12 protein-coding genes are annotated in these 16,407 nt (G+C 58.8%); 5 read left to right on the plus strand and 7 right to left on the minus strand.

Features of this window, described 5'->3' with window-relative positions; genetic code table 11:
• Positions 1 to 25: 25 nt before the first annotated feature.
• From I6J19_RS00560 to I6J19_RS00580, 5 genes are all read right to left on the minus strand, one after another.
• On the minus strand, positions 26 to 1,606 hold the full coding sequence (locus I6J19_RS00560; RefSeq protein ID WP_070431953.1) for a carboxyl transferase domain-containing protein: 1,581 nt from the start codon (positions 1,604 to 1,606) through the stop codon (positions 26 to 28).
• Positions 1,607 to 1,912: 306 nt separating this feature from the next.
• Positions 1,913 to 2,506, minus strand: a complete 594-nt coding sequence (locus I6J19_RS00565) for a TetR/AcrR family transcriptional regulator (protein WP_038627845.1) — start codon at positions 2,504 to 2,506, stop codon at positions 1,913 to 1,915.
• A gap of 199 nt (positions 2,507 to 2,705) precedes the next feature.
• Positions 2,706 to 4,253 (minus strand): bifunctional phosphoribosylaminoimidazolecarboxamide formyltransferase/IMP cyclohydrolase, encoded by a 1,548-nt coding sequence (gene purH / locus I6J19_RS00570; RefSeq protein ID WP_038627842.1) that lies wholly within the window; start codon positions 4,251 to 4,253, stop codon positions 2,706 to 2,708.
• A complete protein-coding gene (gene purN / locus I6J19_RS00575; RefSeq protein WP_016422166.1) occupies positions 4,250 to 4,903 on the minus strand; it encodes a phosphoribosylglycinamide formyltransferase in 654 nt (217 codons plus the stop codon). The genes purH and purN overlap by 4 nt, the downstream gene beginning before the upstream one ends.
• Before the next feature lie 57 nt (positions 4,904 to 4,960).
• Positions 4,961 to 6,790 carry a cell division protein PerM gene (locus I6J19_RS00580; protein WP_038627831.1) on the minus strand — a complete coding sequence of 610 codons (1,830 nt, stop codon included), beginning with the start codon at positions 6,788 to 6,790 and terminating at the stop codon, positions 4,961 to 4,963.
• Positions 6,791 to 7,320: 530 nt separating this feature from the next.
• Here I6J19_RS00580 and I6J19_RS00585 point away from each other — a divergent pair.
• Entirely contained in the window at positions 7,321 to 8,028 is a 708-nt protein-coding gene (locus tag I6J19_RS00585) for a M23 family metallopeptidase (RefSeq protein ID WP_038627829.1), read from the plus strand.
• 152 nt (positions 8,029 to 8,180) lie between these two features.
• Complete coding sequence (locus I6J19_RS00590) at positions 8,181 to 8,672, plus strand: hotdog fold domain-containing protein (protein WP_038627827.1); 492 nt, start codon at positions 8,181 to 8,183, stop codon at positions 8,670 to 8,672.
• A gap of 67 nt (positions 8,673 to 8,739) precedes the next feature.
• On the opposite strand, the gene I6J19_RS00595 is transcribed toward I6J19_RS00590, so the two are convergent.
• Positions 8,740 to 11,439 carry a UvrD-helicase domain-containing protein gene (locus I6J19_RS00595; protein WP_038627825.1) on the minus strand — a complete coding sequence of 900 codons (2,700 nt, stop codon included), beginning with the start codon at positions 11,437 to 11,439 and terminating at the stop codon, positions 8,740 to 8,742.
• Between the two features lie 65 nt (positions 11,440 to 11,504).
• On the opposite strand from I6J19_RS00595, the gene I6J19_RS00600 reads away from it, so the two are divergent.
• Positions 11,505 to 11,879: a chorismate mutase gene (locus I6J19_RS00600; RefSeq protein WP_038627823.1), complete on the plus strand. Its 375-nt coding sequence runs from the start codon at positions 11,505 to 11,507 to the stop codon at positions 11,877 to 11,879.
• A gap of 22 nt (positions 11,880 to 11,901) precedes the next feature.
• On the opposite strand, the gene I6J19_RS00605 is transcribed toward I6J19_RS00600, so the two are convergent.
• Complete coding sequence (locus tag I6J19_RS00605) at positions 11,902 to 13,383, minus strand: NAD-dependent succinate-semialdehyde dehydrogenase (protein WP_038627820.1); 1,482 nt, start codon at positions 13,381 to 13,383, stop codon at positions 11,902 to 11,904.
• A 224-nt stretch (positions 13,384 to 13,607) separates the two neighbouring features.
• On the opposite strand from I6J19_RS00605, the gene pgi reads away from it, so the two are divergent.
• Both pgi and I6J19_RS00615 read left to right on the plus strand, forming a co-directional pair.
• A complete protein-coding gene (gene pgi / locus I6J19_RS00610; RefSeq protein ID WP_038627818.1) occupies positions 13,608 to 15,245 on the plus strand; it encodes a glucose-6-phosphate isomerase in 1,638 nt (545 codons plus the stop codon).
• A gap of 394 nt (positions 15,246 to 15,639) precedes the next feature.
• Complete coding sequence (locus I6J19_RS00615; protein ID WP_038627816.1) at positions 15,640 to 16,395, plus strand: 3'(2'),5'-bisphosphate nucleotidase CysQ; 756 nt, start codon at positions 15,640 to 15,642, stop codon at positions 16,393 to 16,395.
• The last annotated feature ends 12 nt before the right edge of the window (positions 16,396 to 16,407 follow it).

Here is a 16,407-nt window from a genome sequence, read left to right on the forward strand (position 1 = left end):
GGTGTCGAGAGTTTTTAGCTGGTTACTACATGCGGAAGATGCCGAAGCCCTGTTCATCCAGGGGCGCGCCACTTGCCACATCGAGGGCCATGCCAAGAATTCGGCGGGTATCTGCGGGATCGATGACACCGTCATCCCACAGGCGAGCCGATGAGTAATAGCAGTGCGACTGGCGCTCAAACTGCTCGCGGATCGGAGCTTCAAACTCCTCCTGGTCTTCCTGCGACCAGCTCTCACCTGAGCGTTCAATCTGGTTGCGACGAACCGTCGACAGCGTCATCGCCGCCTGTGGACCGCCCATGACGGAAATGCGAGCATTCGGCCACATCCAGAGGAAGCGCGGCGAATATGCGCGACCGCACATGGAGTAGTTGCCGGCGCCGAAGGCACCGCCGATGACTACGGTGAACTTGGGCACGCGGGTGGTAGCCACGGCGTTGACCATCTTGGCGCCGTGCTTTGCGATACCGCCGGCCTCGTATTCGCGACCAACCATGAAGCCCGTGGTGTTCTGCAGGAATACCAGTGGGATGCCGCGCTGATCACACAGCTCGATGAAGTGCGCGCCCTTCTGTGCAGATTCCGCGAAGAGAATGCCGTTGTTGGCGATAATGCCGACGCGGTGCCCGTGAATGCGGGCAAAAGTAGTGACCAGGGTCGTACCAAATTCGGCCTTGAACTCCTGGTATTGGCCTCCATCCACAATAATTTCAATGACCTCGTGAACGTCGTAAGGCACTTTGGCATCGACGGGGACGACATCGTAAAGATCGGTCTGGTTGCGAGTCGGCGCGACGGTGGGCTCTGTGTCCCACGGAACTTCCGGGTCCTTGGGGAGCGTTGCGACGATATCGCGGACACGACGCAGTGCGTCGGCATCGTTAACTGCGAGATGGTCAGTAACGCCGGAGGTCTTGGAGTGCAGTTCGCCGCCACCGAGTTCCTCTGGTGTGACATCTTCACCAGTTGCAGCCTTAACCAGTGGTGGGCCTGCCAGGAAGATGGTGCCCTGGTTTTTCACAATGACCGCTTCATCGCTCATCGCCGGCACGTATGCGCCCCCGGCGGTACAGGATCCCATCACGGCGGCAATCTGCGGAATCCCGCGAGCGGAGAGGTTGGCCTGGTTGTAGAAAATGCGACCGAAATGATCGCGATCAGGGAAAACTTCATCCTGGTTGAGAAGCATGGCCCCGCCGGAGTCGACCAGGTAAATGCACGGCAAGTGGTTAAGGCTGGCAATCTCCTGTGCGCGCAGGTGCTTCTTGACAGTCAACGGGTAGTACGTTCCGCCGGAAACGGTTGCGTCATTGGCTACAACCAGGCAGCGACGACCTTCGATGATGCCAATGCCGGCGATGACGCCAGCAGCCGGAACCTTGCCGCCATACATTTCGTGGGCCGCTAGAGGTGCGACCTCAAGGAAAGGGCTGCCGGGGTCAAGCAGTTGGTTGATGCGCTGACGTGGCAGCAGCTTACCGCGGGAAATATGGCGAGCACGGGCACGTTCGGAACCACCGCGTGCTGTCGTGCTGAGCAACTCTTTGAGCTCTGCGACGAGCTCTTCGTGGCGCTGTCGGTTGGTCAATGCTGGGGCGTGAGTCATGGGCGAAATACTTTCCGTTAATGACTATTAACTTTCTTGACGGAAAGGTTAATGTGACCACAGTCACTTCACAACAAGTTTTGTTTCCTAGGTCATACTTTTACCCCCGGATGCCTTTCAGACAGCTTGAAGTACACACCCCTCCCTGAGGTCACAACATGTTTCCAATAGAGATTTAAGTTTGTCCTAGAAATCTGTTTCGGGGGTAAATTCACTTGGATAAGACCGACCGCTCCACACAATAAAACCGCCTGACCTCACACTGCTGAGCACAGTGAGGCCAGACGGCACAAGAATAAATACGGATTATTGGTTGTTAATGCCCAGCGCAGCAAGGGCCATCTCAAAGGCATTATCCCTTGTCGCCTCGGGACCCGCCCATTTGAGCACATGTCTGGAAGAGTTAATCAACCCAGCGGTGAGCTGGACTTTAAGCTGCGCCTCGTCGGAGGTGAGTTCGGGCTGTAGTTCACGCAGAGCGTCCACCCATAAGACCATGTAAAGACGCTGCAAGGAACGCACTTTTGCGCTCTGCTCTGGCGCTAGATTTCCGCCTTCGCGTTCTTGGACACGAATGCGATCGGGCTCCGTGACTGCAAAATGCACGTGATGCGCAAGGAGGCCCCGAAGAGTCTCCTCTGGACCCCAATCATTGCTCTTTGCTCGATCGAGAACTGCTCGCGCACCATCGACAAGTCGGATAGAAATATCGATGAGGATCTGCGCCAACAGCTCTTCCTTGCCGCTGAAGTAGCGGTAAAGAGCTGGGCCAGAAATGCCAACAGCGGAGCCAACATCCTCCAACCGAGTCTGATGAAACCCTCGGTCGGCCAGGATCGCAGCAGCAGCGGAGAGAATCTCTGCTTCTCGACGCCGTCGCGCTTCGGTTCTACGTGACATAAGCCCTTATGTTAAACGCATTGGAGCCATTTCGTCTGCATAATTACCACCAGCGCCCGCCCTCAGCGTGTGTTCACATAGACCACGGCTCGACAACAGACACACATCCTCGCCCACAGGTCCCCACACGTCCGGGTAGAGAAAAACCGCCGAGGTGATAGTTAGCACCGCGGCGGTTAGCCCCTAATCCAGCAAGGAATTAGTGGAAGAAGTGGCGAGTACCTGTCATGTACATAGTGATGCCAGCTTCCTTGGCAGCAGCGATGACCTCTTCGTCACGGATGGAGCCACCTGGCTGGACAACTGCCTTCACACCGGCATCAATCAGGACCTGCAGACCGTCAGCGAACGGGAAGAAGGCATCGGACGCAGCGTAGGCCCCCTGGGTACGGTTTTCTCCGTCGGCAAGCGTATTTGCGCGCTCAACGGCGAGCTTTGCGGAGTCCACGCGGTTGACCTGGCCCATGCCGACGCCGACGGTGGCGTTGTTCTTGGACAGCAGGATGGCGTTGGACTTCACAGCGCGGACGGAGCGCCATGCAAACTCGAGCTCAGCCAGCTCTTCAGCATTCAATGCCTCGCCGGTGGCCAGCTCCCAGTTCTCCGGCTTATCTCCCTCTGCCTGGTAAGTATCCGGATCCTGGGTAAGCAGACCACCCGAGATGAACTTGTTCTCGGTGGTCGGTGCTTCGTACTCGGCGACGAGAATACGCAGATTCTTCTTGGCCTTCAGTACCTCAACGGCACCGTCTTCGTAGGACGGAGCGACGATGACCTCGGTGAAGATGTCCTTGACCTGTTCGGCCATCTCAACGGAGACCTCGCGGTTGACGGCGATGACACCGCCGAATGCGGACATCGAGTCACATGCGTGAGCTGCGCGGTGAGCTGCGGCGATGGACTCATCCGAGACTGCGATGCCGCACGGGTTAGCGTGCTTGATGATTGCCACACACGGACGCTCGTGATCCCAGGCGGCACGCCATGCGGCGTCGGCATCCTGGTAGTTGTTGTACGACATCTCCTTGCCGTTCAGCTGCTTGGCGTTTGCCAGCCCCTTGGTACCAATGCGGGTCAGAGTTGCCGACTGGTGAGAGTTCTCGCCGTAGCGCAGCGGGGTCGGCGTGGATCCCTCAGCGCTACCGAGCTGCTCAACAAACCAGTTGGACACAGCTGCGTCGTAATCAGCGGTGTGCAGGAAAGCGTCGCGAGCGAACTCACGGCGCTGCTCGAGGGTGAAGCCGCCTTCCTTCACGGCGGTAGCGACATCGCCGTAACGAGCCGGGTCGACGACGATGGCGACCGACGGATGGTTCTTCGCCGCAGCGCGAACCATCGACGGGCCTCCAATGTCGATCTGCTCCACGCACTCGTCGTAGGAAGCGCCCGAGGCAACGGTCTCCCGGAACGGGTACAGATTAACGACAACGAGCTGGAAAGCCTCCACACCGAGCTCCTTCAGCTGAGCCAGGTGGTCTTCCTTGCGAGTATCAGCCAGAATACCGGCGTGAACACGCGGGTGCAGCGTCTTCACACGGCCCTCGAGACACTCCGGGAAACCAGTGAGATCCTCAACCGGGGTCACAGGCACGCCAGCTGCAGCAATCTTGCCAGCCGTGGAACCGGTGGAAACGATTTCCACGCCAGCCTCGTGCAGGTCGCGAGCCAGCTCCTCGAGCCCAGTCTTGTCGTAGACGCTAATCAGAGCGCGCTTGATCGGTTTACGCTGCGTGTTGTCGTTGGTCATTTCAGATAAGCCTTTCGTCCGTCACGCTCAATTCCGTGATCGGCAATCGAGTGCAATACATCAACCAGGAGTCGGCGTTCGACAACCTTGATTCGTTCGTGCAGGGTCTCCACCGTGTCGTCGTCCTCGACGGCCACTGGCTGCTGCGCCAGAATCGGCCCGGTGTCCACTCCATTATCAACAATATGCACGGTCGTGCCGGTGACCTTCACCCCGTAGTCAAGTGCATCCGGTACCGCACGCGCCCCTGGGAAGGACGGCAGCAGCGCAGGGTGCGTATTAATGATGCGATTGCTGTAGGCCTCCACAAATGATGGCCCCAGAATGCGCATGAAACCCGCCGAGACAACGATATCCGGCGAAAAACTGTTCACGGCCTCTAAAACACGAATATCCCAACCTTCTCGGTCCTTCTTTGCCTCAGCATCGAAAGGCACCCGAAAAGTTGGGATATTGAGGTTTTGAGCCCTCTCCAGCGCCGGACAATCCTTGTCCGAACCAACCGCGACAATCTGAACTTTTTCAGCGTCCAGCAGTTCCAGCATCGACTGCAAAAGGGAGCCCAGGCCAGAGGCCAGGACTACGATGCGGAGCTGCTTGCTGGAGGAATTATTGTGCGAAATTTCTGCGACGGGCTGTGCTTCAGTCACGGCGTTTAGCTTACCCAGCCCGACAGAGACCCCAAATTCCGCTCCCCCTAAGTTGGCTTAGCTCTTTTGGCTTGACGACGGTTCCCCGTCGCCGCCCTCCTCCGAGTCTTCGGTGTCCTCATCGGATTCACCCTCATCGGTCGCATCTACTTCGCTCGACTCTCCTCCGCCTGCGGCGCTTTCCGAATCCTCTTCAGAGTCGTCCGATTCCTCAGCGTCTTCTGAAGCATCTTCAGACTCAGCACCGGACTCTGATTCCTCCTCTGTGTCGGACTCGACTTCATCTTCGGAGGTCGCTACGACTTCCCCGTCGACAATCTCCTCCGACTCCTCTGACTCCTCCGAGCTGTCCCCGTCATTGTCGGACTTATCGGCGTCGCCGGCATCCTCAGCCTCAGCATGACCGTTTCCATCTCCCGCAGGCTTCGGCGGGAACTTTTCTGCGGCCACTTCCGAGACTCCCTTGTCCCTACCAAGTGACGGCACACCGGTCATCGCAACAACCACGATGGCCCCCGGAACAACCAGCCACATCGAGCCGAGCAGTCCAGTCAGCCACCAGGAGGCACCGGCCCACCCAAAGATGCCAACCTCACCGCCGAGCAGCCAAGCCAGCCCCATGAGGAACATGATTGACCACACGGCAGCGAGAACGACGACCAGGTAGGGCTGCTTCGGTGCAGATTTCTTCAGGAATGCCACGACGCGCCAAGCTGCGACGGCTGGCGGTAGCACAATCAGCACTCCGAAAGCCCAGTGCGCCAGCGACTGAGGCATGGCAGCCAAAATCGGCAGGGGTGGCAGCTGAGCCGGGTGCACTGCGAATAGTCCAGCCTCCGCAGGCCCGAAGGTCGATTTTCCACCTACCAGCACACCGACAGCACCGAAGGCTACATTCGGCAGGTAAAGCAGCGAGAGACCGCTGACCGCAACACTTTCACCGGCGGTATCCGTGATTGCAAATGTCTCTGCCAGCAACTCTCGATGCCAAATCAGCGAAACGAGTGTCACCGCAACACCGACCAGCCACAGCCATGCCACGTAGCTGACCGCCAGTCGCGCAGACCCGAGCAACCATTCCGGCAACTTCCGGCGCAGCAGTAGTGCACGCAGCAACCGCTGCCCCATTCCCAGCACCAAGGCCACGAGATTTACGAGCAGCGCAGCCGCAATCGCCAGACCGAAACTGGGGGTCTGAACGCGGGGAAACACCTTCGACGCGTCGTAAAGCATGAGCCACGCGATGATGGTGAGAACAATGGGCGTGCCCAGATACGCGCCGACCAACGCGCGCACGTCCTTGATGCTGATGCGGTCAGCGACCTCGCGGCGCACCCGCCAAGCGATGAATGCCACCGTCAGCACTGCGGGTAGCGCCGGCGTGAGCCCCAGCGTCGTGCCGTTAAAGCGGAACGGGGCAAGGTTAAACATCATCCACAGCGACGCGATACTCGCTGGAAGCGGAGACATTCCAGCGCCGCTGACGATGACGCCAATCAGAGCTACCGAGATGATGAACAGCAATACGACGCCGTAAGAACCGGCAACAGACAGCCCAAACCGGCGCACACGGGGAGAGTTAATGAAACGACGGACCCCCGAGGGACGCCCCTTGCGTGACGACGTTCCGGAGCCCCCCGCTTTCATCTTCGTCGTGGCGCCTCGATTGCTGTCGGCACCGACGCTGCGCGCACCGCCAGTCCGGCCGGCCTGCGTGTTCTGCCATGCGCGGGCAGTGCGCTCACTGTGCTCACTGCGGACGCTACGGGAACCACCGCCGCTGCCACCGGCACCGGTGCGGCTTCGCCGATTTCGATCGCTACCGGAGGAACCTCTCCGCGAATCCGCGCCTTTCACAGTGACATCGTCCTTCCCGCGTCTAATCATTGACAGCTGATTGCCCACCTATATAGATAGGGTGCCACGCAAGGGTGCGTCACAGCCATGGCCATATAGTGCCATACATACAACGCCTCTTTGTTTAGGCATTGCAGAGTCTAATTTGAAGGTACGGATCCCAGGACGGACGGTATCCGTTGAGTCCGACCTCCTCCGCTGTCCCCCCCAAAGTGGCTTCGCCGTTGGTTTCCATTTGTCAACGTCGATGGGTTACCTTTTGTCACCCCCGCTACCACACCCTTAGTTCACCCGGAAACTACTTGCCGACCTCCCTACCCACCCCCTCGATTAAGGGGCATCCGCCATAAATCCCCTGGCAACACACCGGTTGCGCTTCACCGGATCCGTGATACAAGACAACAGCCCCACGGTCGCAGCACGGCTCTATTGAACTGAAACTGACAAATTAGTGAACAAGTTCTCTAAATATGAGTTGCTTGCCCTATATCGAACCGTTATTATCGCAGAAGTTAGATAACAGTTGGGTTACAAAGAGTTTCGTTGGCAGGGAGATTGAAGTGACGTTTTTCAATGCTCGTCGCGGAGGCGGAAAGCACCGCAAGGTAGAGGTTTCCGCAACTTCTCGCGCAGCACTGGTCGCACTGTCCGCATCGACGATTGCTTCTTCCAACGCGGTCGCCCACGCAGCTGAGACCGAGAATAAGGCTCCGGAGAACTCAGCTTCGACTCAGACCCGCGCTGCTCAGCCGAAGAACAATGCTCCGATGGTGCTGGCCTCCAGCTCCTTCAATCCGAGCACTAACCTCAGCGACCACCTCGCTACGGCGTTGCAGTACAACCAGGAGCGCGTTGCTCGCGACCAGGCTGCCCGCGCTCCGAAGCTCTCCATCCCGACTGTGGGACTGCTGACCTCACCGTTCGGTCCACGCTGGGGAACCTTCCACTACGGCGTCGACCTGGCTAACGTCACCAACACCCCAATCATGTCCGTCATGGACGGCACTGTTATCGATGCAGGCCCGGCTCAGGGCTACGGTCAGTGGATCCGCGTTCGCCATGACGACGGCTCTGTTTCCGTCTACGGCCATATTGAGTCCATCTACGTCGCTGTCGGCGAAGCTGTCCGAGCTGGCCAGGTCATCGCCGGTATGGGTAACCGCGGCTTCTCCACCGGTACGCACCTCCACTTCGAGATTCACCCGGATGGCACCACCCCGGTCGACCCGGTGACCTGGTTCATCCAGCGTGGTCTGAGCCTGAACTAATCAGGTATCGGCACAGGCACGAGCAGGCCTGGCCGCTCTACGAAGGCCCTACTTGTGCACCGGCCCCCTGTTTGACCGTGGCTGAAAGCCTCGTCTAATCAATTTTTCAGAAACCGGCATCGCCGCCGGCACTGGGGCTTTACCCTTGACACATGGCAGAGACTCAAACATTCCGCATGTGGAAGAAGTTGGCTGCGACTCCGGTCGTCGGCAAGCGTCTATTTTCCTTAACCGCCGCATTGACGGCGCCATATTTCCGCACAATCTGCCCCAAGCTAGAGACGATGCAGCCTGGACTGGCGGTAGCGCGCATGCCCGCTTGGTGGGGCGTGCGTAATCACATTAAGTCCGTGCATGCGATTGCTGCGTGTAACCTCGCTGAATTCGCGATGGGCATGCTCTGTGAGGCCAGCGTACCGACAACGCATCGCTGGGTTCCAAAGGGCATGACGACGAACTACAAGCGCATCTCCGTTGGTGGCCTGACGGCTGTGGCCAAGGCTGAGTTGCCGGACTTCTCCACCATCACACCGGAGACTGGCGGGGTAGATTTTCCCGTCCACATCGTGCTGACCGATGCCAACGGCACCGAAGTGCAAGATGCCACCATCAACTGCTGGGTGACGGCGAAGAAGCCTAAGTAGCCTCCACGCGATAGTGGCACGTGCACGGCCGCAGGTAGGGACGGCCAATCGGGCGGTGGTTGTTCTTTTACAACTTCTCCATGGGCACGCCGCCGATAAGCATCATGCGGACCTTACCTGCGGATCCAAAGTCAATCATCGCAGTTGCCCGGGGCGCGGCCCCTTGGACCTCAAGCACAGTGCCTAAGCCGTACTTGTCGTGAACAACCTTGTCACCGGGCTCTAGGTGCAAGACCTGATTCTTCTTTCGGGATGACGCACCAGAGTTAGAGGATCCACCAGAGCCGAAGCCCGAGCTGGAACCGAAGCCCGACGAGGCACCATGGCCACGACCAAACGCGCTGCCTGCGCCGTAGCCTCCAGAGCCGAAACCACCAGAACCGGAGCCCCAGCTTCGAGCCGGAGCCTCGCGCAGCCAATCAATCAGGTCGCTTGGGACTTCCCCCAGAAAACGTGAGGGCGGATTATTCTGCGGCGAACCCCACGAGGACCGAGTCACAGCGCGCGTGAGATACAGCTGCTTGCGAGCTCGGGTAATACCCACATAGGCCAGACGTCGCTCTTCGGCCAGCTCCTTCGGATCGCCTAGGGCGCGCAGGTGCGGGAACAGTCCGTCTTCCCAACCAATGAGAAATACCACCGGAAACTCCAGGCCCTTGGCCGTATGTAGCGTCATCAACGTCACTACACCGGTGTCATCATCCGGAATCTGGTCCGCATCCGCGACCAGAGAAACTCGCTCGAGGAATGCCTGCAGACTTCCCGGCTCCGCTTCCCCATCGTTGTCGAAGTCGGCCGTGAAATCACGCGCGAGGTCATTCGCGATTCCAGATTCCACCTCGGACTCGCCACTAGTATCAGCACCGCTTTCAGCATCAGTTGCAGCGCCAGAGCCTTCATTTACATCAGCGCTAATATCCACCGACGCCATCATCCGCGCCTCTGCAGAGAACTCCCGCGCAACGCTGACGAGCTCATTGAGGTTGTCCAGTCGCGTGGCATCTTGCGGATCATTGGAGCGCTCGAGCTCCGACTTGTACCCACTGCGATCAATAATCGCGTTGACCAGATCACCGATATCGGCCAGCTCACCGGATGCCATATCCGCCGCCAAGCCATCAATCATCTCGACGAACGCCGCCATCGCGTTTCGACTCCGCGCCGCCACCGCCGGAACCTTGCCCTCCGCTACGGCACGTAGCGCCGTGCCGAACGAGCATCTCTCGTCCTCGGCATAGAGAGACACATGCGCCACCGCACGGTCACCGATTCCGCGGCGCGGCGTATTGATAATGCGACGCAGCGAAACATCATCGTCGAAGTTCTCGATAACGCGCAGGTAGGCGACAATATCGCGTACTTCCTTACGCTCATAAAACCTGGTGCCACCAACCACCGTGTACGGCACGCCCATACGAATGAAGACATCCTCTAGCGCACGGGAGGAATTATTGGTGCGGTAGAAAATCGCCACATCCGAATACGAGTACGGCCCGTAGTCGACCAATTGCTCAATCTCGTTAGCGATAAACCGAGCTTCATCGTGCTCATTGTCCGCCACGTAGCCCTTGATCTTGCCGCCCTCACCGAGATCGGTCCACAGCTTCTTCTCCCGGCGATTCTCATTCCGCGCAATCAACGCATTGGCCGCCGACAGAATCGTCTGCGTCGAGCGATAGTTTTGCTCCAGCAGAATCGACGTGGCCTCGGGATAGTCCTTTTCAAACTCTTCAATATTTCGAATAGTCGCACCACGGAAGGCATAAATGGACTGGTCCGAATCGCCCACCACACACAGCTCACTCGGAGGCACATCTCCACCGGGTTTGCCGACGAGCGTCGAGACCAAAACATACTGCGCATGGTTGGTGTCCTGGTACTCATCCACCAACACATGCCGGAAGCGGCGACGGTAATACTCTGCAACCTGCGGGTGATTGGTGAAGATCCGAACGACCTCACCGATTAGATCGTCAAAGTCCACGGCATTAGCCGCCCGCAGCCTGGTCTGGTACTCCAGGTAAACTCGTGCAACGACGTCATCAAAAGGATTGCGCGTCGTCGAGGCATCCGCGATGGCCTTCTCCGGGTCAATCAATTCATTCTTGAGATTGGAGATACGCGACGAGAGCACGCGGCCGGTGAACTTCTTGGCATCCAGGTCCATGTCCTTAGCAATCATGGACAGCAAACGCCGGGAGTCGTCCGAATCATAAATAGAGAAATTGGAATTAAGCCCCGGTACTAGCGCATGCTGCATGCGCAGGATGCGCACACACATGGAGTGGAACGTGGACACCCACATACGCTGCGCCTGGTCACCAACCAGACCAGCCACACGCTCGCGCATCTCGGCTGCGGCCTTATTGGTAAAAGTAATAGCCAAAATTTGACTTGGCAGGACCCCACGCGCGCCAATCAGGTATGCAATCCGGCGCGTCAGCACAGACGTCTTTCCCGAACCCGCTCCAGCCACAATCAACAGTGGTGAGCCAATGTGCTCCACTGCTTGGCGCTGCTGCGGATTAAGCCCCTCTAACAGCGACTCTGAATCAAAACTGGGCTCGAAGCCACCGCCAAAACCGCCGCCAAAGCTGGCAGCGCCACTCGGCGCGCTATTGCTACCAGCGCCGGCGAAGTGGCCGAACCCACCACGGCCAGGCGTAGCACCGCCCGACTCACCGTGGTTCGAACCACCATGGCTATCACCACGACGGCCATCGTCAGCATTGAAGGACCCGAACAACATTCCAGTTTCATTTCCCATGATGGCTACTACAGTAGCCGAGCCCCCGGATTGGACTGTTCGAATCCTTTGGCACAATAAGAACTATGAGCGAAAACCCTGCGGACACTCCCGCCGCACACACCGACAACACCAACGGCGCTGAGCACAGCCAACAGGCTGCGGCAGTATCCCCTTTTGAAGTCCGCACCCCCACCGGCACCGATGACCCGTTGAGCTCCGCGGAGATCGAACAGTACCGCAAGGAAATCAACCGCCTTGACGGGCTGATTATCGATGCCATTCAACGCCGCACCGCAATCAGTAAGGCCGTCGGCAAAACCCGCCTGGGATCTGGCGGCACGCGTCTCGTGCACGGCCGAGAGGTGCAGATCATCAACGAGTTCCGTGACGCCCTTGGCCCAGAGGGCCCAGCGATCGCATCGGCTCTGCTGCGCATGGGACGCGGTCGCCTGGGCTAACCCTCGCCAACTACCTGTCCGGCTAGCCTTCCAGGGAAATCAGCTTTTCCTCTAGGAACTCATCGATACCGGTGAAGCCGCCCTCACGTCCAAGGCCGGACTGCTTGACACCACCGAACGGCGCCGACGGGTCCGACAGCGAGCCCTTATTGACCGCAACCATGCCGGACTCCACTGCCTCTGCCGCACCGAGCGCCTTGGTCAGATTCTCACTGAACACATATGCAGCCAAACCAAAGATGGTGTCATTTGCCTGCTCAATCGCCCGGTCATCGTCCGTGAAGGTCGTCACCGCAACCACCGGACCGAAAATCTCTTCGCGGACAATATCCGCATCCTCGGGCACATCGGTCAGAACTGTGGGCTCGAAAAAGTAGCCGTCGGAAAGCGCGCCGCCGAGATCTGGAATCTTGCCGCCGCACTCGACCTTCGCACCGCGCTTGACCGCATCGTCAACCAGATCACGAACCTTTTCCTGTTGATCGCGCAGCGCGAGTGGCCCAAGGTCCGTCGCAGGGTCGGTGCCCTCGCCCAACTTCAGCTCCGCAAAACGCTTGACGACGCCCTCGACGAACGCATCCTTCTTGGATTCATGAACAATAAAGCGATTCGGGGCGATACACACCTGGCCGCCATTGCGGAGCTTGGCGTCACTGACTGCCTGCACAGCCTTATCGACATCGCCATCAGAGAGAATGACAAACGGTGCATTTCCGCCGAGTTCAAGGGAGACCTTCATCGAGGTTTCCGCGGCCTTCGCGGCGAGCATCTGGCCAACTTCGGTGGAACCGGTGAAAGTGAACTTGCGCAGGCGGTCATCGGAAAGGAGGGCCGAAACGTTGGCTGAGTGTCCTGTTGGCAGCACGGAGATCACGCCTGCGGGGACGCCGGCCTCGGTAAGCAGTTTGCCCAGGTAGAGCATGGTCAGAGGAGTTTTGGACGCGGGCTTAATAATGACCGGGCAGCCGGCGGCGAGTGCCGGGGCGATCTTGCGAGTACCCATAGCCAGTGGGAAATTCCACGGCGTAATAGCCAAAACCGGGCCGACCGGCTGCTTAATCACCGCGACGCGCGAGGTCCCGCTCGGAGAAATTCGGTAATCGCCGGAGATACGCACGGCCTCCTCAGCGAACCAACGAAAAAACTCGCCACCGTAGCCGACCTCAGCCTTGGAATCCGGCAACGCACGGCCCATCTCCAGGGACTGCAGCTGGGCCAACTTGTCTGCATCCCGACGGATGAGTTCAAAAGCGCGGTACAGAATCTCGCTGCGCTTGCGGGGCGAGGTTACCTTCCACTCCTTCTGGGCTGCGACGGCGTTGTCAAGCGCCCGCTGAGCGTCCTCTTCGGTGGCAGATGCGACCTTGACCAGCGGTTTATCGGTGGCGGGATTAATGACATCGAAGGTCTCGCCATTCGACGCGGGACGGAACTCGCCGCCGAGGAGAAGGCCTGTGGGGACGTCTTTGAGGATGTTGTCGTAATCAGGGGTGAAATCAGTCATATTTTCCAGGGTAGGTGCCTTTGCTGAAGCGGGCTAGGGGCTCGTAGATGGCGGATAGTCGACGGATGGTCGGTGCATAGGCGAAGCATAGGCACCGCGGAATCGAGTTGCTGGCAGATTGCGGTCACGCCTGGTCGAATCCTGCCGCCCGGCGAGAGCGCCAAAACGTAACTAGTCTGGGGAGGTATAAAGTGCATTTCGTCAAAAATTACCTGGGAGCAGGAATGACTGTAGATATCACCGCAACCGAACAGTGGGCTCAGCTAGCTAAGCGCGTGGACAATGTTCGCGCCACCTCGCTGCGTGAGCTTTTCGCCAATGAAGATGGCCGCACTGAGAAGCTGACTTTCGATGCGGGCACTCTCCACGTTGACCTTTCCAAGAACTTGATGTGCCTCGACGGTTTTGCCGAGCTGGTTGAGCTCGCTCGTGCAGCTGGCATCGAAGAAGCACGCGAGAAGATGTTCCGCGGTGACAAGATCAACACCACTGAAAACCGCTCCGTGCTGCACACCGCGCTGCGCCTGCCAGCAGAGGAAAATCTGACCGTCGGTGACCAGGATGTCGCTGCCGACGTGCATGAGGTGCTCGGCCGCATGCGCGATTTCGCTCGCAGCCTCCGCAGTGGAGACTGGCTGGGATACACGGGTCACACTATTAAGACTGTGGTCAACATCGGCATCGGTGGCTCCGACTTGGGCCCGGCAATGGTGACCAAGGCGCTGCGCACCTACGCCACTGCCGGCATTGATGCCCGCTTTGTCTCTAACGTTGACCCGTCTGATCTGCAGGCAGTTCTGGATGAGGTCGATCCGGAGTCCACGCTGTTTATCGTCGCTTCCAAGACCTTCACCACGCAGGAGACGCTCTCCAACGCTCACGCAGCTCGCCGCTGGCTTATCCAGCAGCTGGGTAGCGAAGAAGCCGTCGCCAAGCACTTCGTTGCCGTTTCCACGAATGCCGAAAAGGTCGCCGAATTCGGCATCGACACTGAGAACATGTTTGGCTTCTGGGACTGGGTCGGCGGCCGCTACTCCGTCGACTCCGCCATCGGCCTGTCCATCATGGCCGTCGTTGGTCCGATGGACTTCATGCGCTTCCTGCAGGGCTTCCGCGCAATGGATGAGCACTTCCTCAACGCTCCGCTGGAGCAGAACGTGCCGGTGCTGATGGGCATGCTGAATGTTTGGTACTCGAACTTCCTCGACGCTCAGTCGCATGCCGTGCTGCCCTACTCCGAGGATCTCTCTCGCTTCCCGGCGTACCTTCAGCAGCTCACCATGGAATCGAACGGTAAGTCCGTGCGTACCGACGGCAAGAGGGTGGACTACAACACCGGAGAAATCTTCTGGGGTGAGCCGGGAACGAACGGCCAGCACGCTTTCTTCCAGCTCCTTCACCAGGGAACTCGCCTGGTTCCGGCTGACTTCATCGGCTTTGCCCGCCCACGCCAGGATCTGCCGACGGCATCTGGCGAAGGTTCCATGCACGACCTACTGATGAGTAACTTCTTCGCACAGACCAAGGTGCTGGCCTTCGGTAAGACCGCAGAAGAAATTCGCGCAGAGGGCGTTGCCGAGGAACTCGTAGAGCACAAGGTCATGCCGGGTAACCGTCCGACCACGACCATCATGGCCGAGGAACTGACCCCGGACGCTGTCGGTGCGCTGATTGCACTCTACGAGCACATCACTTTCGTCGAGGGCATTGTCTGGGGCCTGAACTCCTTCGACCAGTGGGGCGTGGAGCTGGGCAAGCAGCAGGCCGGTGACCTGCTGCCTGCGGTCACTGGTGAAGTAGCACCGGATTCTGGCGATACTTCCACCGATGCGCTGCTGACGTGGTACCGAGATAAGCGCTAGCGGCTCTTAGACAGCTGGCCTAAATAGCTAACAGCCCGCCCTCGGCTTCTCGCTGCGGGCGGACTTTTGTTATTTGTATCCCCCTAAATCTTCACCGCGTAACCGTCAGCGCGATAGCCCTTAACAATCTCCTTGCCAAATGGGAAGCAGGTCACCGGGATCATCTTGACATTGGCCACAGGCCACCGAACAAAAGCCAAATGATATTCAGCAAGGTCTTCATGCCACTTAAGTCTAGTCAGGATGCGTAGTCGGCAACTGGAGCTAGCAAGGCTCAACTAACACCTGCGCAAGGTCTGGAGCTAAGCCAATGAGGCCACCTGGCTGCGGTGAGAATAAGTCGCGGCATCTCGTCGTAAAGCGGGGTTGGGAAAAAGTGAATAGTATCTAAGTCATGTCTGCCTACATTGAAGATGATGTTCTTGCCTATCGACTTGCCGTGGGCGCCAGTGAAATTCTCAAGGGTGTCCGCAACGTAGGCCTGCTGCGTGGCCGCATTCTGGGAGATGCCGGCGACGCACTGGCACAGGAGTGGATTGCCCGCGTACTGGAGCAGCACCGTCCGGACGACGGACTGCTGTCGGAGGAAGCCGCGGATAACCGTGAGCGCCTGGACTCAAAGCGTGTGTGGATCATTGACCCACTCGATGGCACTCGAGAGTTTGCTTCGGGCCGTCAGGACTGGGCAGTTCATGTCGCTCTGGTAGAGGACGGTCAGCCGACCCACGCTGCTGTTGGTCTGCCGGATCACGGCCAGGTTTTCCACACGGGTGAGGCCAAGGCTGTGCAGGGGCCGCGTGCGGGCAAGATTGTCGTATCGCGTACTCGCCCACCGGCTGTGGCGAAGTACGTCGCTGACAAGCTGGGCATGGAGCTGGTGGAGATGGGCTCCGCTGGCGCGAAGGCAATGCACGTGCTGCTCGGTGACTACGACGCCTACATCCACGACGGTGGTCAGTACGAGTGGGACTCGGCAGCGCCGGTTGGTGTCGCTAAGTCCGCCGGTTTGCATGTCAGCCGCCTAGACGGCTCCGCGCCGACCTACAATAATGTCGATACTTTCCTGCCGGATATGCTGTTCTGCCGACCGGACCTGTCGGAGGAGATTCTGGCAGCGGTGAAGGAATTCAAGAATCAAGAGCAGAAGTAGGTAAGTTAGGGC

The organism is Corynebacterium amycolatum, assembly GCF_016889425.1.
In the GTDB taxonomy this organism is placed as follows: Bacteria; Actinomycetota; Actinomycetes; order Mycobacteriales; family Mycobacteriaceae; genus Corynebacterium; species Corynebacterium amycolatum.